This window comes from Psychrobacter glacincola, from assembly GCF_904846075.1.
In the GTDB taxonomy this organism is placed as follows: domain Bacteria; phylum Pseudomonadota; class Gammaproteobacteria; order Pseudomonadales; family Moraxellaceae; genus Psychrobacter; species Psychrobacter glacincola_C.
Map to the genome: position 1 here is coordinate 1,113,995 of NZ_CAJGZH010000001.1, position 20,653 is coordinate 1,134,647.

At 42.8% G+C, this 20,653-nt stretch carries 12 protein-coding genes and 1 pseudogene; 12 read left to right on the top strand and 1 reads right to left on the bottom strand.

Features of this window, described 5'->3' with window-relative positions; translation table 11 throughout:
- The first annotated feature begins 85 nt into the window (after window positions 1-85).
- Entirely contained in the window at window positions 86-5,080 is a 4,995-nt protein-coding gene (locus tag JMW85_RS04780; RefSeq protein ID WP_201581100.1) for a translocation/assembly module TamB domain-containing protein, read from the top strand.
- Window positions 5,081-5,339: 259 nt separating this feature from the next.
- Here JMW85_RS04780 and hemP read toward each other — a convergent pair whose 3' ends face one another.
- Complete coding sequence (gene hemP, locus JMW85_RS04785; protein ID WP_227672156.1) at window positions 5,340-5,498, bottom strand: hemin uptake protein HemP; 159 nt, start codon at window positions 5,496-5,498, stop codon at window positions 5,340-5,342.
- A 297-nt stretch (window positions 5,499-5,795) separates the two neighbouring features.
- Here hemP and JMW85_RS04790 point away from each other — a divergent pair, with 297 nt between their 5' ends.
- The 11 genes and pseudogenes from JMW85_RS04790 (at window position 5,796) to JMW85_RS04835 (ending at window position 20,501) form a co-directional block, all read left to right on the top strand.
- The gene (locus JMW85_RS04790; RefSeq protein WP_087814605.1) at window positions 5,796-6,899 is read left to right on the top strand and encodes an NUDIX domain-containing protein; all 1,104 of its coding nucleotides are present in this window, start codon (window positions 5,796-5,798) and stop codon (window positions 6,897-6,899) included.
- Between the two features lie 440 nt (window positions 6,900-7,339).
- The gene (locus tag JMW85_RS14175) at window positions 7,340-7,993 is read left to right on the top strand and encodes a hypothetical protein (protein ID WP_227681669.1); all 654 of its coding nucleotides are present in this window, start codon (window positions 7,340-7,342) and stop codon (window positions 7,991-7,993) included.
- A complete protein-coding gene (locus JMW85_RS14180) occupies window positions 7,980-8,585 on the top strand; it encodes a lipocalin family protein (protein WP_227681670.1) in 606 nt (201 codons plus the stop codon). The genes JMW85_RS14175 and JMW85_RS14180 overlap by 14 nt, the downstream gene beginning before the upstream one ends.
- A 339-nt stretch (window positions 8,586-8,924) precedes the next feature.
- Window positions 8,925-10,357, top strand: a pseudogene (locus JMW85_RS04800) (glyceraldehyde-3-phosphate dehydrogenase).
- A 293-nt stretch (window positions 10,358-10,650) separates the two neighbouring features.
- Entirely contained in the window at window positions 10,651-11,868 is a 1,218-nt protein-coding gene (gene cgtA, locus JMW85_RS04805; protein ID WP_055124422.1) for an Obg family GTPase CgtA, read from the top strand.
- 79 nt (window positions 11,869-11,947) lie between these two features.
- On the top strand, window positions 11,948-13,120 hold the full coding sequence (proB, locus tag JMW85_RS04810; RefSeq protein WP_045445028.1) for a glutamate 5-kinase: 1,173 nt from the start codon (window positions 11,948-11,950) through the stop codon (window positions 13,118-13,120).
- A 292-nt stretch (window positions 13,121-13,412) separates the two neighbouring features.
- On the top strand, window positions 13,413-14,549 hold the full coding sequence (gene hemE, locus JMW85_RS04815) for a uroporphyrinogen decarboxylase (RefSeq protein ID WP_045445031.1): 1,137 nt from the start codon (window positions 13,413-13,415) through the stop codon (window positions 14,547-14,549).
- 110 nt (window positions 14,550-14,659) lie between these two features.
- Window positions 14,660-15,727, top strand: a complete 1,068-nt coding sequence (gene argC, locus JMW85_RS04820) for an N-acetyl-gamma-glutamyl-phosphate reductase (protein WP_055124420.1) — start codon at window positions 14,660-14,662, stop codon at window positions 15,725-15,727.
- 101 nt (window positions 15,728-15,828) lie between these two features.
- Window positions 15,829-16,695 carry a hypothetical protein gene (locus JMW85_RS04825; RefSeq protein ID WP_087814602.1) on the top strand — a complete coding sequence of 289 codons (867 nt, stop codon included), beginning with the start codon at window positions 15,829-15,831 and terminating at the stop codon, window positions 16,693-16,695.
- Window positions 16,696-16,797: 102 nt separating this feature from the next.
- Entirely contained in the window at window positions 16,798-17,205 is a 408-nt protein-coding gene (locus JMW85_RS04830) for an ATP-dependent Clp protease adaptor ClpS (protein ID WP_087814601.1), read from the top strand.
- A 722-nt stretch (window positions 17,206-17,927) separates the two neighbouring features.
- On the top strand, window positions 17,928-20,501 hold the full coding sequence (locus tag JMW85_RS04835; RefSeq protein WP_087816133.1) for an AAA family ATPase: 2,574 nt from the start codon (window positions 17,928-17,930) through the stop codon (window positions 20,499-20,501).
- The last annotated feature ends 152 nt before the right edge of the window (window positions 20,502-20,653 follow it).

The window sequence follows — 20,653 nt, forward strand, 5'->3', positions numbered from 1 at the left end:
CAACACGCGCTATTAGCAATATCCGTTGTATTCCTTATTTATCGTGCCGATTGCCGGTGACCATTCTTTAACGTAGTTGAGTGTCATGCTGACAAAAAATACCCCGCCTAATAATGCCCCAGATGAAGATCCAGCACAGCGCGATGCTCGTGCCGTCAGACGTTGGTATCCGCTGTCATTTTTGCTCAAATTACTGGTGCTTATTTTAATTGTGCTGGCCATCATGTTTGCCGTGTTTTTTTACGCAATGGGCACAGAGTCGGGTACGAAGTTTATATTAGAGAAAGTCAGTGCTGAGACGGGCATTGATTTTAAATATGGTCGCGGTAATTTACGTGATGGTATCTGGGTCACTGATATTGATATCAAGGCGACTGAAGACCTTGAAGTATTGGTTGATAAAGCCTACGTCAAGATAGGCTGGCGTGCCATATTTGCCAAAGAAGTGCATCTGCGTGATGCAGACATACAAACCATTGAGATTATCAATAACAAGCCACCAACGGGTGAGCCGTTCGATTATAAAACGTTACAGCTACCAGTGAACTTACGCTTTGATCACGCTAAAATAAAAAATATTACTTATAAACAAGTGACCAAAGAGCCAATCGTTGTGCAGGATATTGTTGCCCGTGATTTGACATGGGTCGGTAGCATGGTAACGGTTGGTCGCGGCGATTTACAATATGCTGATATCGTCAAAATCAGTGCCTTACAAGGTGAAATTGATTTACAAGGCGACTATCCGCTAGATTTAAGCGCGATTGCAGAAGTCAGTGCGCTAGAAAAAGCCTATGTTGACCCATTGAATATCACAGCAACAGGGACGCTAAAACGTACGGTTGGTAAGGTTCATAGTCGCTACAATGACAGCGATGTGAGCGGTGATTTTGTTGTCCAAGGTTTGGATCAGGATTCGCCGTTTCAGGCAAAATTGCAATGGGATGATATTTTGATCCCTTATGCGGAAAGCCAAAAAATTCGTTTGAAAAGTGGTACTGCTACCGCGACAGGGGTTATCTCTGAAATACGTCTGCGTATCAATACTGAGCTGACGGCTAAAGACATTCCGTCTGGTCACTATCAAGGTCGCGCCGTTATTGCAAATAGTCAGATGCGTATTGATCGCTTAGATGCTCAGGTGCCAGCTGGAAATTTAATTCTGCAAGGTATTTTAGATTGGCAAGACAGTTTTGATGTAAAAGTGCGAGCGACAGGTAGCAATTTTGATATTCGCCGCGTTATTCCTAATGACTATGCTGATTTCAAAGCATATGCACCGCAAAAGCTGAATGGTCGACTGTCATTACATTATCAGCAGCAAAACAGTACTGGTAACATAGAGCTTGATGCAGATTTGCGTCAACGTGATGGCGAGCATGTGAATGCTAATATCGTCCAAGGCAAAACGTCAGCGAAGTCGACACAGGTAGCGCCTTGGTATATCGATGCCAAATGGCAAAACCTAATCCGCCGCGATGTGCCTAATATCGGTAATATTGATAGTCCGCGTGGACAGGCGGATGTCATCATTCGTGGCTCACGGTTATCAGTAGATGCCAATGCAGTCATTAATGAATTGAATGCCGCTCCTAAAGGCAACTATGACGTGCGCGTGCGCAAAGCTGGGGATGTCATCGACATCAATCGCCTGAACTATAAAGGAGTCGTGGGCGACTTATCAGGTACTGGACAGATTCAATTGGCAAATAAAAAGCGTCCGCTCACATGGCAGATAGATGCGCGTACCAATGGATTATTACCCAAACAGTATCGCAGTGATTTGCCGCTTGAGCGCCTAACAGGTAGTGTCAGCGCGCGTGGTCGTTTATTGACTATTACTAAAGGTGGCGTTAGTGGTCAGCGTCATATTATTACCTTAAACGATACCGACTTGCAGGTGCAACTTGATGCGACTCAAGATGGCCGTGCTATTGGTATAACGGGTGCGGGTGATGCCAAAATCGATATCGTTGGTGGCGAGCTGTCTATGTTCGATGCGCGCTTCAATGGGCAAGTCGATACTGCAGATGTACCAAAAGGACGCCTATCTATTGATGCGGCTGGCACGCCAAAGTTTATCAGTATTCGTAAGCTCAATTACAACGGTGAAGCGGGCGCAGTGAACGCCAAGGGCGTCATCGATTTGCGTAAAAATATCGGCTGGACGATAGATGGTCGCTTCGACAAGTTTAATTTGGGTTATTTCTTGCCCAATAATCCAGCGATTATTACTGGTGATTTGAAAACCAGTGGCGAGTGGCAAACTGCGCCTAAGAATAGTAAAAATGCCGCAGGCAAACTGCAACGTTTTGCGGTGAATTTCGATGGAGTACTAGATGCTGAGCAACTGCCAGCGGGCAAGCTGACCATTGATGCCAGTGGCGATGACCAGCTGATTCGTATCAAGCGTTTCCGTCATGTGGGCGCGGCAGGCAGTATTGATGCCAAAGGGACGGTTGATGTACGTCAAGGCATTGCGTGGGATATTGACGCAGTGATGGATCGTTTTAATATTGGTTATTTCCTCAAAGATACTCCAAGCCTTATCACCGGCACTATCGATACGGATGGGCGCTGGAGTGATTCGCAGCAAATCATTAATATCAAAAAAATTGATTTAAGAGGTATGCTAAAGGGTCAACCGCTTAGTGCCAAGGGTAGCTTAGCGGCGAAGATGCGTCTGCCAAAAGATTTGGCAAGCTATTTCAAGCGCCTACAAACGCAAGATGCACAGGCGCAATATAAGCAAGTAAATGCCTTGATAGACAGCTTAAACGCGGATAATTTAGTGCTACGTTGGGGTGATAATTATGTTACTGCTAATGGCAATGCTAAGCAATTACAAACCAAAATTAACATCACCAGTCTGGATCAGTTGTCAGATAAATTGGCTGGCAAAGTCACTGGCGGTGCGACCTTATCACAGCCAGTAGGACAAGCGCTGCCAACCATTTATATCGATTTAGTCGGTGAGCGAATTGCACTGCCGGGCTTTATTTTGCGCCAAGGTCGCGTGCGCGGTAAGCTGGTCAATTTAGCAAACAGCCCAAGTCAGCTTATTATCACCGCTGAAGGTTTAGATGCAGCTGGACAGAGTTTTAAAAGCGTTAAAGCAACATTTAATGGTACTGAGCAGGCGCATGTGGTCAATCTTGACGTTGCCAATGAGCAGCTTACGATTGGCGCAAGGCTTAAAGGCGGCTTCAATCGGGATAAACTGAGCTGGTCTGGCGTCATCGGTAAGGGCCGTGTTCAATCCAAATATGCGACCTTAAATCAGTTACAGCCAGCGCAGTTAATTGTTAATTTACCCAACAATCAAAATGGCAATAATAACGATTTAAAAGTACAGTTGGCAGCGCACTGCTGGCAAGCCACCGATCAAACGGGCAAGGTATGCTTACGTGAAAACTTAATCGCGTCACCTGATAAAGGTGAGGTGAATATCGCCTTGCAAAATCTAGATACGTCATTACTCTCGGTCTTTTTACCCAAAGATATTGACTGGCATGGCAAAATTAATGGTAAGGCGATTGTTGGCTGGCAACGTGGTCGTCCACCGACGATTAATACCACACTGTATTCGGACAACGGCAAAATTGGCTTGATTCAAGATGGTGATAGTTTACCCGTCACTCTGCCTTATAAGCGGGTCTCACTAATTGCATTGTCCGTCCCTGAGGGCATCAAACTACGTACCGATATTAACACTGGTGGCGGTGCGCGTGGCTATGCTGAAGTGGTCGTTGATCCTTATAAGACGCCTAAGCCAATTTCGGGTGCTTTGGTATTGAATGAGCTTAACCTTGCGATATTCAAGCCTTTCTTCCCAGGTATGCGAGTGCTAGAGGGCAATGTCACGATGGCAGGAGGATTGGGCGGTACATTAGATAAGCCGCAATTCTATGGCGATGTGAAACTTGCTAATGGCCGTATTGCGATGCTTGATTTGCCCATTAATTTAACCAATGTAAATACTGACGCCAAAATTCGTGGCACGCAAGCGACTATTGATGGAACCTTTAGCAGTGGTACGGGTAAAGGGGTTTTGACTGGGACAGTTAATTGGCAACAAAAACTCCAAGCCAAGCTTAGCGTCAGCGGCGAGCGTTTGGTGATTACCCAGCCACCATTGTTAGTGGCAGAAATCAACCCTGATATTGATATCATCGTGCGTCCAGGCGATCGTTATGTCGATATTAAGGGAGCGGTCAGCGTACCGTCAGCGACCATTCGTCCGCCAGAAGCCAGCGAAGATATCATTACTCAAACCGAGGATGCTGTGGTTCTTGATCGTCGTCTCATTGGCAATATTGACGAGGTATTGGCAATATCGAAACCTTGGTCAATCAATGCGGATATCGGTGTCGACTTGGGTGATGATATCAACTTCCGTGGTTTTGGTGCTGTTATTCCTTTAGCTGGTGCGATTAATATCACTCAAAATGGCACGGGTGTTATGCGTGCAAAAGGGGTGGTGCAAGTATCACGTCGTACCAATATCAATGCTTTTGGTCAGAATCTAGAGCTTAACTACGGACAAGTGCGCTTTAACGGTGATGTGATGAAACCTAACCTCAGTATTGAGGCGGTTAAAACGATCAGTGGCAAAACGGTAGGTGTGCGTGTCAAAGGCAATACAGAAAGCCCCAATATTATTGTCTTTAATAATGCAGGTTTGACCCAGCAGCAGGCAATGAATGCTTTGGTGACAGGTCGAATTAATAACAAGGGCGCCACCCAAATCAGTGAGCAAGGCTTTAAATCGCAAGTGACGAATAACCTAGCCGCCGCGGGCTTAAGCTTTGGATTGAGTGGCACGCGCAATCTAACCAATCAAATCGGTCAGATTTTTGGTTTTCAGAGCTTGACCGTTGATGCCTCAGGCAGTAGTGAAGACACCAACGTCAACGTCACCGGTTACGTGACGCCTGACTTGTATATACGCTACGGAGTAGGGGTGTTTAATGCTCAAAATAGCTTATCTATTCGTTATCAGTTAACTCGACGTATTTATGTAGAGGCAACCTCAGCGGCAGAAAACGCGGTGGATGTGGTTTACAGTTGGCAGTTCTAAATCGCATCGTTTTATGCAATAAAAAACGCCTTTGAATGAAGGCGTTTTTTTATAGGTAGGCTAGGGCGTGTCCTCAATTCAATCGATAGTTATCTAAATGGGTTAAAAATGGCTAAATCTTGCCAAACGGCGTCAAATAGTTGACTAATATCTCGATATTATCGGCGCTATTTTCCTTGTTTGACGGCAATTTATCTCATTTTTATCACCATTTTTAGAATGAGGACACGCCCTAATATTGATGATGAATGATATTAATCTATTTAGTCAGAATTAAGCGATTATTACGTGTCAAACGTAATCGATACTCTTCACCCTCATGCTCGATACGCACTTCTTTAGTGAGTGCAAATAAGTGTTGTGATTGTAAAGTTGGTAAACGGTTTTCACGGCAATTCAAGTAACGAGAGATAACCATGCTCATAGTAAATTCCTTTTGATAAAAAATGGCTGAATAGTAGTGGCGATACAGTAACTATCTTTAACGATAATAATTATCATTTACATTGAAGGATTTTGCAAGGTAATTGATAAAATAAAATGCAGTCATTGTGTAAACTTATCTAAAGCAATTTTTGTAAATGAGATTTAAATAAATAAAAATTAGCAAATTGTTATTATAAATCAATAGGTTGGTTTTAAATTGACTTGGTTTTTTGAAGGTATAAATCTATCTAAATCGCACTTTAAAAAAACAGTAATAAAGGAGACGCCGATGCCAAATGAAGCAGACAACCACGTTGATAGCTCATTTAATAGCGAAAAAGTACTTATCGTAAACGTGGCAGTTGCGGTCATTCATCATAAAGCCCAATATTTACTTGGATTTAGAAATGCCGCCCAGCATCAAGGCAACCGCTATGAATTTGTAGGTGGCAAAATAGAAACCAATGAAAACGCCGAGCAGGCATTAATTCGGGAAGTCGCTGAAGAGACAGGCATTGAAATTTGTGACAATACGATGGTCAAGCTTGGACGTCTGCATCATGATTATGGTGATAAGCAGGTCAGTTTACAGATTTATAAGGTTGAGCTGACCGCGCAGCAGTATGAGCAGCATAAGCATCGCCAATATGGGCTAGAAGGTCAGGCGCTAACGTGGGTAAATAAGGCAGATTTATTAGCAGGAAAGTATCATTTACCCGCTGCTAACCAGACGATTCTCGAATGGCTGAGTGTGCCAACAACGATAGCAATTACCTATCCATTGACGCATTTTGATGCCTCACCTGATCCAGTGGCCGCATGGCTGACTTTTCATCAAAACAAGCTAACAGCCAATGCTTGGGTATATATTCGAATAAAGGCAGCTGGCTCAGCAAGTATAGCAGCGCAGTTGATGCATATGCGTCCAGATATTAAGGCGATTGTCCCTTGTGATGTCAATGGACAGACCTTAACCATTGAAGCGCCGCTAGCAATGAAAGATACAACCACTGCCAATTCAATCGTTGCCAATCAGCTGTCTCATACCGAATTGTTGCAATGGTCGGAGGATACACAAGATAGAGTGCTGTCTAAAAATTATCCGTTAATAGTCAGTTGTCATGATGCCGCCAGTATTGATGCTGCCAATAAACTGGCTCATGCTCGGTTACAACAGCAATTACCGCCCGTCATTGGCGCCTTTTTGTCTCCTGTACTAGTCACCCATACACATCCTGATACTGTGCCACTTGGTTGGGAATCATGGTCAGCATTGGCACAATTGGCTGACATACCGATTATCGGTTTGGGTGGTTTATCACCTGTGATGATTCATCAAGTATTAGAGCATGGTGGTATCAGTGTTGCTGGTATTCGACAGTTCTTTGAATAGTAAAAACCTCATAGAGGAAGTGTTGGCACCAATGCTGACCAGTTCTGAACCAGAATTGCCATTAATTGGCATCTATCAGGGCAAATAATTGATTTTTAATATATTTATCCAATCAGTAACTATGTGTTTATTCGGTATTTATTCTACTGCATAAACGCATAGTTACTTACAAACCGTTGCTTTTTCCTACATTGCGACACTGTTTTAATAGTCGAACTGCCATTAATATATATCACCTAAACAAAGAGTACTTACTCTATATTCTTATAAGCAAATTGCTTATCAATATACCTCTTAAGCCCTCTCATAATATTTGGTTTTTGCAGCGCCAGCTTTTACATTCAATATATTTTTAAAAGTTGAAGACGCACAGAAGATGAGAGTACATATAGGGCATATAAGAAGAATAGTTAACAGTCACTATCAATAATGGTACCTCTATGAAAACCAATAAGTTACCTCAATCAGCATGGTCTGATACAAAGGAAGCTGGTTCTCAATCTAAGCAGACTACCCAGTCGCGCCACTATCATCTGAATGAGGATAGTACACGGCAGACAGGTCACGCCAGCAACGATGCTAGCTACAACCATGATAATCTAAATGACCAATATTCTGCCCATTTGGCAAAAAAAACGTCTTCGCAAGATCACTATTTTGGATATAAAAGCGCCGACAAGAGCCCACTACGGGCAAAAGAGTCTACTATGACTAACAGCAACAATAACAAAGACGGCGATTCAAAACATAGCGAAAGCAGTAATTTCGCTAGTGATTACTGTACCAAGGATAGTGGTCACTGCACTAACGATTATAAATGGTCACGAGAGTTGAGCGAAAAAGAACCGTTAATATCAGATTTTTTAGGGGATAAGATAAATGGTTCAATAAATTCTCTTGTGCAAAAAGAATCTGGACAGAACCACCATTCAACGCAAAATACTGATTCATCATCAACCTCTACTTACTCATCATACAAAGAAATACCGGAGCGTATATTTATGAATGGACTTATCAAGCATACGGGTATAGCCCTAGCTATTATCCATACCATTAGCTGCATTCTCAGCGTATGCAGCGATGCCACCGGTTAATGCTACCGCTGACATGACTGCTAACGCCACTACTGATAGAACCACTACAGAGACACTGTCAATCAAGCCAAGCGCCATCATTCATAAGTCTGCAAGCACACCGACCACAGTGGATAGCGTTGATCTAAAAAGGTATGCAGGGACATGGTATGAGATAGGTCGTTTGCCCATGTATTTTCAGCGCAATTGTGCCAGTAATGTCACCGCCAATTATACGGAAAAAACCGATGGTTCAGGTATCATAGTCACTAATAAATGCGTACAGAAAGACGGTTCTGGTATTACTTCTGAGGGTATCGCTAAGCCTGTTGATGAGTCAGGCAGTAAGTTAAAGGTCACATTTTTACCATCGTGGATTCGTTGGTTGCCAGTTGGTCGTGCCGACTATTGGGTACTAGCACGTGATGCTGATTACAAGACTGCTTTAGTAGGAACACCTGATAAAAAATATTTATGGTTATTGGCGCGTTCGCCAAACGTCACTCAAGAAACCTATGCCAAATATCGTCAAATCGCTCAACAGCAAGGCTATGACTTAAAAGAATTTAAGTTAACCTCGCAGACCGATCAAACAGTTAGCCTCGTTCCATAACGAGCATCACTTACTAGATACTGTGTTAAATCGTAGTGTCGCTTTATCATCCACTATTTGATACTGGCAATAATAAACAAAAAGGCAGCATAATTGGCTGCCTTTATTTTCATAATAACCTGCATAATTCAATAAAATGCTTTATAAGCGCTAGCAGATCGGTTATCACTGGCAAAATAGGCCGTTTTAGGCTAAAATCTAGGCGATCTCAATACTCTATATCAATAACTGACACCGATATCGTGCGGTTGCCATACTAGAGTGATTGCGTAGACCACACATAATCTATCTAATCTGTATTCTCTATCATTTACTGATCACACATTACTGACCATAAGGATGTTTCTCGTGAGCAACGCTGATACCTTACGCCAATTACATCAAGACCACTTAAGCAACTACAACAATCAAGAGCAACAAGCGATTGAGCTGATGGGGCTATTGAATAAGCTCTATAATGAGCAAGACGTACAAGTGACCTTGTTCGGTGACACGTTAAATACGACGTCAGTTGGTCAAATATTGGCATTGCATCAAAAAGTAGCCTTGCGTAACCAAGACGCTAAATCTATTGATATCGCTGACACTTTAGCCATGGTTAAAGCGCTAGCGGCCAATGATAAGCTTCAGTCTGCACAGGTTGATGTTGGTCAATTAATCGCTAATGACAGTGATTTACAAGCAGCACTTCAAGCCGTTAATAGTGATGACACTACGGTTAATCTGGCGACTGATGTAGTGCTATATGGTTTTGGTCGTATCGGTCGTATTTTAACTCGCCTGCTATTATCACAAGCGTCAAGTGCTAAAGGTATGCAGTTAAAAGCCATTGTTGTACGTCCTGCGGCATCTGGCGATTTGGCCAAGCGCGCCTCATTGCTAGAGCGTGATTCGATTCATGGTAGCTTTGCTGGTGGCGTGGTGGTTGATGATGAAAACAACGGCTTGATTATCAATGGTCGCTTTGTTCAGGTTATCTACGCTAAAGATCCAAGCGAGATTGATTATACGGCTTACGGTATTAATGATGCGTTAGTGATTGACAATACGGGCATTTGGAAAGATGAAGCGGGTCTTGGCAAGCATTTGCAATCGACTGGTGTGAAAAAAGTCCTATTAACAGCCCCAGCTGGCGGTGAGATTAAAAACGTTGTTTATGGTGTAAATAACGATACAGTCGGTGAAGATACCATCGTCAGTGCGGCGAGCTGTACCACCAACGCAATTACCCCAACGTTAAAAGTATTGAACGATGAATACGGTATCGAAAACGGTCACGTTGAAACGATTCACTCATTCACTAACGATCAGAACTTGATTGATAATTATCATAAAGCGGATCGCCGTGGTCGTAGTGCTGTATTGAATATGGTTATTACCAGTACGGGTGCGGCTAAAGCGGTTGGTAAAGCGCTGCCAGAGCTTAGTGGTAAACTAACGGGTAATGCCATCCGTGTACCAACGCCAAACGTCAGCTTAGCGATTTTAAACTTGAATCTTAAAACAGCTCCAGAAAATGCTGATGCGTTAAATGAATTCATGCGTAAAGTATCTAATAGCAGTCAGTGGCAAACACAGATTCTACCGAAGCGGTATCGACGGATTTTGTTGGTGATACCCACGTTGGTATCGTTGATGCCCAAGCGACTATTTTGACCGACAATCATGCTATCGTGTATATCTGGTATGACAATGAAGTTGGCTATAGTACGCAAGTATTACGTTTAGCCACACAAATGGCAGGCATCAGTTATACACAGATTCCAGCTTAATACATTTGTACAGCAGTAGTGAGTTTTTAATATTGAGGTACTCTTTATAAGAAAGTACTTTAATAGTCACTTTTAGCATGGACAAATAGATGTGATTTTTTAAGTTAATATATACCGCACCCGATAGTCCAATTGGTTATCGGGTGTTATTGTCATAAATAAAGCAATGATATAATGATATATAGCAACATAGACGTAAGTCTCCTATTTTTTAAAAGATACCTATAGGCAAAAGAAGCAGTATATGACTGCTATTGAGTCTATAAACTAGAGTGTAAATAAAGGAACGTAAGATGCGATTTATTGATGAAGCCGTCGTAACGGTAAAAGCAGGTGACGGTGGTAACGGAATCGCCAGTTTTCGCCGAGAAAAGTATGTCCCACGTGGTGGACCTGATGGTGGAGATGGTGGCAAGGGCGGAGATATTTACGTCATTGCAGAGGATAACACCAACACCCTAGTGGACTATCGTTATACCCGTCGTCACGATGCTATGCGCGCAGAGAATGGCCACAGTAGAAACTGTTCAGGCAAGGGCTCTGATGATTTGTTTTTACCAGTACCTATCGGTACCACGGTAGTTGATACCGAAACTGACGAAGTGTTGGGTGACTTGATTGAACTTGGTCAGACGTTACTGATTGCCAAAGGTGGTGATGGTGGTTTGGGCAATACCCATTTTAAGAGCTCTACCAACCAAGCACCGCGTAAATCGACGTCTGGTTTTGAAGGTGAGTTAAAAGTTCTTAAATTTGAGCTAAAAGTTGTGGCTGATGTTGGCTTGATTGGTTTGCCTAATGCTGGTAAATCTACCTTTATTCGTCAAGTCTCTGCTGCTAGACCAAAAGTTGCTGACTATCCGTTTACCACCCTCGTTCCGAATCTAGGTGTGGTTGATATCGGTCGTCATCGCTCATTTGTGATGGCAGATATTCCAGGTTTGATCGAAGGTGCTTCAGAAGGTGCTGGACTTGGCATTCGTTTCTTAAAACATGTGGCTCGTACTCGTCGTCTGTTACATGTGGTTGATGTAAAGCCAATTGATGGCAGCGATCCGGTAGCCAACGCTCGTGTTATCTTGAATGAACTTGAGCGTTTTTCGCCTGAGTTATCCAACTTGCCCCAGATTTTGATATTAAACAAAATTGATCAGGTGCCTGACGAAGAGTTAGATGAGCTTTGTACTCATATTGTCGCCGAGCTTGATTGGACAGGCGATGTATTTCGCACGTCAACCTTAATGGGTGAAGGGACGGATGCAGTTAAATATCATTTAATGAATGAGATTGAACTAGAGCGTGAGCGTGAACTAGAAGATCCTATCTTCGCTGAAGCACAAAGAACCCGTTTTGAGCGCTTAGAAGTAGAAGTACGTCTAAATACTGAGGCGCAGCGTGAAGCCTATCGTGCGGCTCGTAAAGCGGCTCGCGAAGGTGTAGATTTAAGCGACGACGATGCTGATTTTGACGATGACGACGAAGATGGTGTTGAGGTCATTTATGTTCCTTAAGCTAACACGCTTGAGCTGATATACTTGAATTTTTTAGATCAATCCCCGTAATCAATTCACATGAGAGACAGGAGTTTATATGGCAGGTGACATAGAAAACACGACCGAAGAAGCAAGGTTTATTAAACAAACTCGCAACTTTGATATTCAGCGCGTTATTGTCAAGATTGGCTCATCGTTGTTAACCAATAACGGTCGAGGGCTGGATCGAACTGCCATATACGAGTGGGCAAAGCAGATCGCTAAATTGCACAAGCAAGGCGTCGAAGTACTGCTAGTATCGTCAGGTGCCGTTGCCGAAGGTGTGGTACGAATGAACCTTGAGGAGCGCCCGAAGAAACTAGCCGCACTACAGGCCTGTGCTTCTATCGGTCAAATGGGTTTGATTGAAACGTGGTGGTCAGCATTAATCCAACATGGTATCCAAAGCTCGCAGCTACTACTAACACATGATGATTTGTCTAATCGTAGCCGTTACTTGAATACGACGGGCGCGTTGACACAATTATTAGAATGGCGCGTGCTCCCAGTCATCAATGAAAATGATACCATTACCATTGATGAAATCAAGTTTGGTGATAACGATACTTTGGGCGCGATGGCGGCGGCGATGGTCAATGCCGATTTATATATCATTTTGACTGATCAAGATGGGGTGTTTACGGACAACCCACGTGACAATCCTAATGCAAAAATGATTCGCCAAGAGCGTGCGATGGCGGATTACTTATTTGATATTGCAGGGGATGGTGGCAAGCTTGGTCGCGGCGGTATGCTGACTAAAATTCGTGCTGGTCGTCTTGCAGCGATGGGTGGTTGTCCAACCGTTATCGTGAGCGGTGCTATCGATGATGTTATTACTCGTGTGGTATCAGGCGAAGCGGTTGGTACTTTATTGACCACCAATGATCAAGACAAAATCATTGCACGCAAACAATGGCTTGCCGCGCATTTACGTATGTCAGGCACTCTAATAGTCGATGCAGGCGCAGCAAAAGCAGTAGTCGAGCATCACAAGAGCTTGCTACCGGTCGGCGTTGTGGAAGTACGCGGTGATTTCGATGAAGGTGACGTGGTTGAGGTGGTACACCAAGATACGGGCGAGCGTTTAGCGGTTGGACAAGTGAACTTCTCCTCTCGTGATGCTTGCCGAGTGGCTCGTGAGCGTACTGAGCAGTTTGATAGAATTCTTGGTAATAATGAAGAGCGTGTGGTTATGGTACACCGTGATAATTTAGCGCTGACCATGTAGACCATTGATGGTATTCATCCAATTTCAAATATGAGCACGATATTATTGATTAAAGATTAACGGCAAATGATGCTCTAAAAACACAAATACTTTTAATGATTATTGTTTTTATGATTGTTAACACGAGGGATATTAACCAATAAATTGTTATTAACTAATATCTCATTATTTGTGGTTTTTTAGAATAGATTGTCGCTATCTAAACGTTTTAATATTCTTTTATTCAACTTATTTTATCCAGCACCGTATTCATTGATGACCATGAATGCGGTGTTGTTTTGGAGATTTGTACATGAGTGCTTCAGACAATAGTAACTCGATTCAGCAAGAATTTGCGCCTTTAAAGAACGACAGATTGTTACGGGCATTACGCTTTGAATCAATAGACACCACGCCAGTCTGGATGATGCGTCAAGCTGGTCGTTATTTACCAGAATATAAGGCCACTCGTGCAGAAGCGGGCGACTTTATGAGTCTGTGCAAAGATACGGACCGCGCCACTGAAGTTACTTTACAGCCACTACGCCGTTATGATTTAGATGCTGCTATCTTATTTAGTGATATTTTGACCATACCTGACGCTATGGGATTGGGCTTATACTTTGAGGCGGGTGAAGGCCCTAAGTTTAAACATCCTATTCGTACGCAAGCAGACTTAGATAGATTGCCAGTACTTGAACCCAATGATTCTCTTGATTATGTCATGCGTGCGGTGACGAGCATCCGCAAAGCATTAAATGGTCAAGTGCCGTTATTTGGTTTCTCTGGTAGTCCATGGACATTGGCCACTTACATGATCGAAGGCGGCAGCTCAAAAGACTATCGTTATACTAAAGGATTTTTGTATAGCAACCCTGATTTCTTGCATCAATTATTAGATAAATTAGCCACTTCTGTCATTGATTATCTAGATGCACAAGTGGTCGCTGGTGCTCAAATTCTGCAGATTTTTGATAGTTGGGGCGGGGCGCTTGGTCATCGTCAGTTTATTGATTTTTCTCATGCTTATAATAAGCGTATCGTCGCTGAATTAAAAGTACGCCATCCGCAGATACCAGTGGTATTATTTACCAAAGGTGGTGGGTTATGGTTGGATGTGCAAGCAGATAGTCAAGCCGATGTTTTAGGGTTGGATTGGACGATGCCCATTGATCGTGCACGCCAAGTATTGGCTGAAAGTCAGCGTCAATTGACCAAACAGCATAAAAAACTACAGAGTAGTAAAGCCATTCAAGGCAACTTGGATCCAGCAACATTGTATGGTTCACCTGCGACGATTCGTGCTGAAGTAAATGCAATGCTTGATAGTGCTTATGCAAGCGGCGAAAAAACGGGTTATATAGCAAACTTAGGTCATGGTATTACGCAGTGGGTCAATCCTGACAATGCCAAAGTATTCATCGATGCGGTGCACGATTATAAAATCTAAAGCTGCTAGAATCTAAAAATGACAAAGTTCAGGTATATAATCGAGCTTTCTATCTAAGATTTGTTTAACAAACACTGATATTTACCAAGTAAAATAAAAAGGAATATCTTATGATTTCAGCAGCGATTGTTGGTGGTACAGGTTATACGGGTATTGAGCTGATTCGCTTGTTATCTGCGCATCCTGAAGTATCTATTGATTTGCTAACCTCGCGTAGCGAAGCTGGTACACGCGCTGATGAGATATTTCCAAGCTTACGCGGTATATCAGATATTGTCTTTAGCGACTTGGGCGATGAGACGCTTGCAACGCTGCAAAAGTGTGATGTGGTCTTTTTTGCCACTCCACATGGCGTAGCGATGAAGCAAGCAGAGGCGCTAACGCAAGCCGGTGTGAAAGTCATTGATTTGGCTGCTGATTTTCGTTTGCAGTCACTGTCCGATTTTGAACACTGGTATCAGCAGTCGCATGCTTGTCCTGAGCTACTAAAGACAGCTGTTTATGGTTTACCTGAAGTCAATCGGGATAAACTTGCCACTGCTTTAGTCGTCGGTAATCCTGGTTGTTATCCGACTACCGCTATTTTGGGTTTGAAACCAATAATCGACATGCAAAATAAGCAAGCAGAGAGATTGGTGGAATCCCGCATCGTTATCGATGCAAAGTCAGGTGTTTCTGGCGCTGGTCGCCAAGCTTCACTTGCGCTTAATTATGCTGAAACTACTGATAACTTTAAAGCTTATAGCGTTGAAGGACATCGTCACCTGCCCGAGATTGAGCAAGGCGTGGCGCAGTTATTAGACAGCCAGTTCACCCATCGCATTCGTTTTTTACCGCATCTTGTGCCGATGATACGTGGCATGCTGAGCTCTATTCATCTTGAGCTGACGGATGCGGGTGCTGCTATTGATTGGCAGCAGATATTTGAAACATGCTATGAATCAGAAGCGTTTATTGATGTCATGCCAAAAGGTATTTATCCAGATACCCGTAGTGTCCGCGCCAGCAACCGTTTACGCATTGCTGTGCATCAAGACAATGAACGGGCTGAATTGACAGTGATTGTCGTACAAGACAATTTGGTAAAAGGGGCAGCAGGACAAGCGGTACAAAATATGAATGTCATGTTCGGATTCGATGAAACAATGGGTCTAAACTTTGCACCTATTGTTCCGTAGCAGATGTTTAGCTGTGGTCAAATCATTCACATTTATGGTGCTAGGTATTGATTATAAATTCCGCTATAATATTGCCATTACTGTTAAGAGATATTGTCTAAATGCGTGTCAAGCTTGTACGACGCTTTTGCTCACAGCCCGCACTTTCATCGTGCAAAGACTCTGATTTGTATCATTTAGAGCGTAGTTCGCATTCTCTTAAAACCAATGCTAGTTCAGTAACTAAGGTAGGTGGTACCCAACAAGGGGCATCCACATTGGTGTTGGCTCTCTTTTTCGTTGTCATATTGGTGACTGCCATTGTTGGATTGATATTCGGTCATAAATTAGGATATCAGCGTGGCTTTCATTCTATGCAAACTGAAACCAAGCAAGCGATGATCAATAGCACTGAGGCAACAGAAGCGCTTGAAGATTTGCGTCTTAGTCATAAAATAGCGGCCAATCAAGCGGCTACTGCTAAGCAGGAGCTGGCGATTAGCTTGGCTAACATCAAAGAGTTGCGTGAAAACCAGCAAGAATTAACGGTTGAGAATAGACAAGTCTCTCAACTGAATGAATTATATGCTGATGTCCTTCGTGACAAAGGCGGCATGCCTTTACAGGTAATAGCGGCAAAGATTGAGCCGTTACCTGAAAATGCCTTCGAATATGGTTTCGATATAGGCATGCTTGCTAGCGATGGCAAAGCCAAACGCCTAAAGCCAACGTTGACGTTGCTCAATGACGATGATTTTGTAGAGGTGCCGCTAGATCCTCCAGTTTATACTATTGAAGGTATCGTTCGTATTCGTGGTCGTTTCATGATGCCATCAGGCTTTAAACCGTTACAAGTCAAACTTAGCTTACAAGCTGGCGGGCAACAAGTGGAGCAGCTCTATGATTGGAAGCTTGGCGACCGAATTGATAATATGCCGCTATCACTTTTAGATTTGCCTGAAGTCGACGAAAGTCCGATTGAGCCTTAATCTATTCATATTTAAGAGCGCTATAATAAGCATTGCGTTTGCCAACCTCTGCTAGCGCCCTTTATTCTGTTATAAATATAACCATTAATTTGTATGCCAATTATGATAAAACAAACCCTATTGCAAGCGTTGCCAACTGTTGCTGATTGGCACTTTCCAACCATACCTGCTCACCGTGCACAAGATGGTGATACGGATGGCGAGACCTCGCCACAAGCAGATGTACTGGTAGCAGAGCCAGAAGTGGCTAAGCCGCCTATGTATGCCGTCGTTATGTATAATGATAATTATACGCCGATGGAGTTCGTCGTTTATATTTTGCAGTCCGAATTTCGTCATAGTATGGATTCGGCAGTCGAAGTTATGCTGACGATTCATAACAGTAGCAAAGGCATTGCTGGTATCTATCCTAAAGATATCGCTGAGACCAAAGCCAAAAAGGTAAATAGTCTGGCACATCGTGAAGGCTATCCATTATTGACCCAGATTGAGCCACATCAAGGCGAATAAGAAAATAGCGTAAATATGAATTTAAAGTTCTATCTTCTTCTCGTGTTTCTATCTTATTATTTCCAATGGTTTTATCGTTTAGAAACCCTTTCAAGCTCTAAAAACCGCTCATTGTGAGCTTGATAGGTACTCTGTATCCAAGCAGTCACTCATAAATTCCTTATTATAAAAATGTCCTAACCTTGATTTTTCTTTAATATACCCTTATCTATATTAAGTCATCACATCAAACAGCTGTCTAAATTTTATAGAAATGATTGCTGCATTCCTATCATTTTCTAATCATCCTATTAAATTGAATTTTTCTATAATCTAATCAGTTGATGGCTTAAAAAAGTCATTTGTATCCTTCACTCTCTCACTTATTATTCTATTACCCATTTCTCCTTTATTTGCTCAGCTTTTGAAGCTTTCATACTATTTCTTTACTATAAATATTGATGCGCAGTACGCCTTGATACATTTTAGTCTGTGTTAATAGATTGACTCTTCTTAAGTATCGTGTTGAGATAAAGAAAAGCAAGTATGAGTGATCAAAACTCTTAATTGGTGATAAGTAGATAGCACTGCTACTTGAGTAATACATGGTCAATATCATTTAGCGCTGTCTTTTGATAATACAGATTTAGCCCTTGAACAATCCATCTGTCGCCCTGATTTACTTACTAACTCATTCATAAAGCTATCAATTATAAAGATAGGTATAACCGTAGGAAGTCGTTATGTTAAGTCGTCATCTTGAAGTTTCTTTGCGTTTAGCAATGACACTTGCGCGCCAAAAATCGCATGAGTACCTCACTGTTGAGCATCTATTATTGGCGTTATTAGAGAATACTCACGCTGCCAATACATTAACTGCCTGTAATGCCAATGTTTCAACGCTGCGCACCGAGTTAGAAGCTTATATCAATAAGCATACGCCAACGGTAGACGCAGACACTGAGCAGTCACCGCAGCCAACCCAAAGCTTTGATCGTATTCTGCAGCGTGCTATTTTCCATGTGCAGTCTATTGGTGGTGGTCGCCTTGTTGAAGGCTCAGACATTTTAGTATCTATGTTTTCAGAGCACGATACTTATGCGGTTTACTTGCTCAAAAAGCAGGGTATTAGTCGTCTTGAGTTGACCCAATACTTATCGCATGGTCAAGATAAAGACGAGCCATCTGAGCCACGTGCTTCTATGACGGGTGAGCGCCGTAGTGCCTCAGAAAAAACCAGTAAAGATCCCTTGGTTGAGTTTGCGACCAACCTAAACCAGCGTGCGGCTGAAGGTAAGACCGATCCGTTAATTGGACGTGGCCCTGAAATTGAGCGAGCCGCGCAAGTATTATGTCGTCGCCGTAAAAATAACCCGTTATTGGTTGGTGAGCCAGGCGTTGGTAAGACCTCTATCGCTGAAGGTTTGGCGTGGTTGATTATTAATGATAAAGCACCGAAACCATTGAATGGCTGCGTGATTTATAGCCTTGATATCGGCTCATTAATCGCTGGTACCAAATACCGTGGTGATTTCGAAAAACGCATGAAGTCGCTGCTTGATGCGCTAAAGAAGAAGCCCAATGCGATCTTGTTTATTGATGAGATTCATATGATTATTGGCGCAGGGTCGTCAATGAGTAGCAATATGGACGTATCAAACTTGATTAAGCCAGCACTTGCTAATGGTGAGCTGCGCTGTATCGGCTCAACTACCTTTACCGAATACCGTCAAGTGTTTGAAAAAGACCATGCACTGTCACGTCGTTTCCAGAAGATTGATGTCAAAGAGCCGAGTGTCGACGATACAATTGATATTTTGCGCGGTCTGAAGCCTCGTTATGAGGAATTTCATAATGTTGAATATACCGATGAAGCGTTGGTCACCGCCGTTCAATTATCTGCTAAGCATATTCACGAGCGTTTCTTACCAGATAAAGCGATTGATGTGATTGACGAAGCAGGTGCCTATAAGCGTTTAGGCGTGATTCCTGATGCTGATGATATTGATGCAGAAGAAATCTTCATTGCGGATATAGAGCAAGATTTTGATGCTCAGATTGATGCCGATGTTGAGGGTCTCGATGGCGACACGTATAGCGATAGCGAAATGCAGGATGAAGCGGAAACTGCAAAAGCCAATGATCGTGCCAAATCGTTCAGTGAGTCAAAAAGTGCCAAGGCTAAGAAAAAACCACCAATGAAAATCGATGTGGCAGATATTGAGGCGATTGTTGCCAAGCTTGCACGTATTCCGCCCAAGTCAGTATCGAGTGATGATAAGAGTATTCTTCAGCACTTAGATCGTGATCTTAAACACTTAGTGTTTGGTCAAGATGAAGCAATTGAAACATTAGCCGACGCCATTAAGCTATCACGTGCCGGTCTAAAAGCACCAGATAAGCCAATTGGTTCGTTTATGTTTGCCGGTCCTACTGGGGTGGGTAAAACCGAAGTTTCACGTCAATTGGCAAATTTGTTAGGCGTAGAACTGGTTCGGTTTGATATGTCAGAATATATGGAAGCCCATACCGCATCGCGTTTGATTGGTGCGCCTCCTGGCTATGTCGGTTATGATCAAGGTGGTTTGTTGACTGAAAAAATCAATCAACATCCACATTGTGTTTTATTGCTTGATGAGATTGAAAAAGCGCACCCTGATGTCTTCAACTTGTTACTGCAAGTGATGGATCATGGTACGTTGACTGATAACAATGGTCGTGTGGCTATCTTTAAGCAAGTCATTGTGATTATGACGACCAATGTCGGTGCTGATAGTATTAGCCGCTCTTCAATGGGCTTTACTCAGCAAGACCATAGCCGTGATAATACGGAGTCGCTCAAACGTGTCTTTACGCCAGAGTTCCGTAACCGTCTAGATGCCATCATCCAATTTAACCCATTAGATACCTCCGTGGTGGTATCTGTGGTTGATAAATTCTTGGTTGAGCTACAAGTCCAGCTTGATGATAAACAAGTCACCTTAGAGATTGATGACGAAGTACGCGATTATTTGGCTCACAAAGGCTATGATCGCCTAATGGGTGCACGCCCAATGCAGCGTCTGATTCAAGATGAGATCAAAAAGTCATTGGCAAGTATGATTTTGTTTGGTGATTTGGTCAATGGTGGGGTAGTACATCTCACCTTAGAGCCTGAAGCTAATGATGAACAAGATGGTGATTCTGTTAAGCTTGATAAGTACAGTGGTAAGACGGATTATAACTCTACATATAAAGGATCAGCAGATAGTCGTATTATCTTGACGGTCGTTGAGACTCATGAGCCACATCCAGACTCTGAGTCACTCGCCAGCTAAGTTTTTGCTACTAATGTAATAACAACGGTTACCATGTTACTGTGGTAGCCGTTTTTTTATTGCTATAATTCATAACAAAACCAACGTATGAAATCGCGAGCTCCCATTCATGTGCGAGATTGGTTTACGCATCATTACTCGATATTTATCTA

Bases quoted from the DNA above. Each gene is read 5' to 3' on its own strand.
- cgtA (WP_055124422.1), top strand. From the start codon at position 10,651: ATGCGATTTATTGATGAAGCCGTCGTAACGGTAAAAGCAGGTGACGGT.
- JMW85_RS04790 (WP_087814605.1), top strand. From the start codon at position 5,796: ATGCCAAATGAAGCAGACAACCACGTTGATAGCTCATTTAATAGCGAA.
- JMW85_RS04780 (WP_201581100.1), top strand. From the start codon at position 86: ATGCTGACAAAAAATACCCCGCCTAATAATGCCCCAGATGAAGATCCA.
- proB (WP_045445028.1), top strand. From the start codon at position 11,948: ATGGCAGGTGACATAGAAAACACGACCGAAGAAGCAAGGTTTATTAAA.
- JMW85_RS04830 (WP_087814601.1), top strand. From the start codon at position 16,798: ATGATAAAACAAACCCTATTGCAAGCGTTGCCAACTGTTGCTGATTGG.
- JMW85_RS14175 (WP_227681669.1), top strand. From the start codon at position 7,340: ATGAAAACCAATAAGTTACCTCAATCAGCATGGTCTGATACAAAGGAA.
- hemP (WP_227672156.1), bottom strand. From the start codon at position 5,498: ATGGTTATCTCTCGTTACTTGAATTGCCGTGAAAACCGTTTACCAACT.
- hemE (WP_045445031.1), top strand. From the start codon at position 13,413: ATGAGTGCTTCAGACAATAGTAACTCGATTCAGCAAGAATTTGCGCCT.
- JMW85_RS14180 (WP_227681670.1), top strand. From the start codon at position 7,980: ATGCCACCGGTTAATGCTACCGCTGACATGACTGCTAACGCCACTACT.
- argC (WP_055124420.1), top strand. From the start codon at position 14,660: ATGATTTCAGCAGCGATTGTTGGTGGTACAGGTTATACGGGTATTGAG.
- JMW85_RS04835 (WP_087816133.1), top strand. From the start codon at position 17,928: ATGTTAAGTCGTCATCTTGAAGTTTCTTTGCGTTTAGCAATGACACTT.
- JMW85_RS04825 (WP_087814602.1), top strand. From the start codon at position 15,829: ATGCGTGTCAAGCTTGTACGACGCTTTTGCTCACAGCCCGCACTTTCA.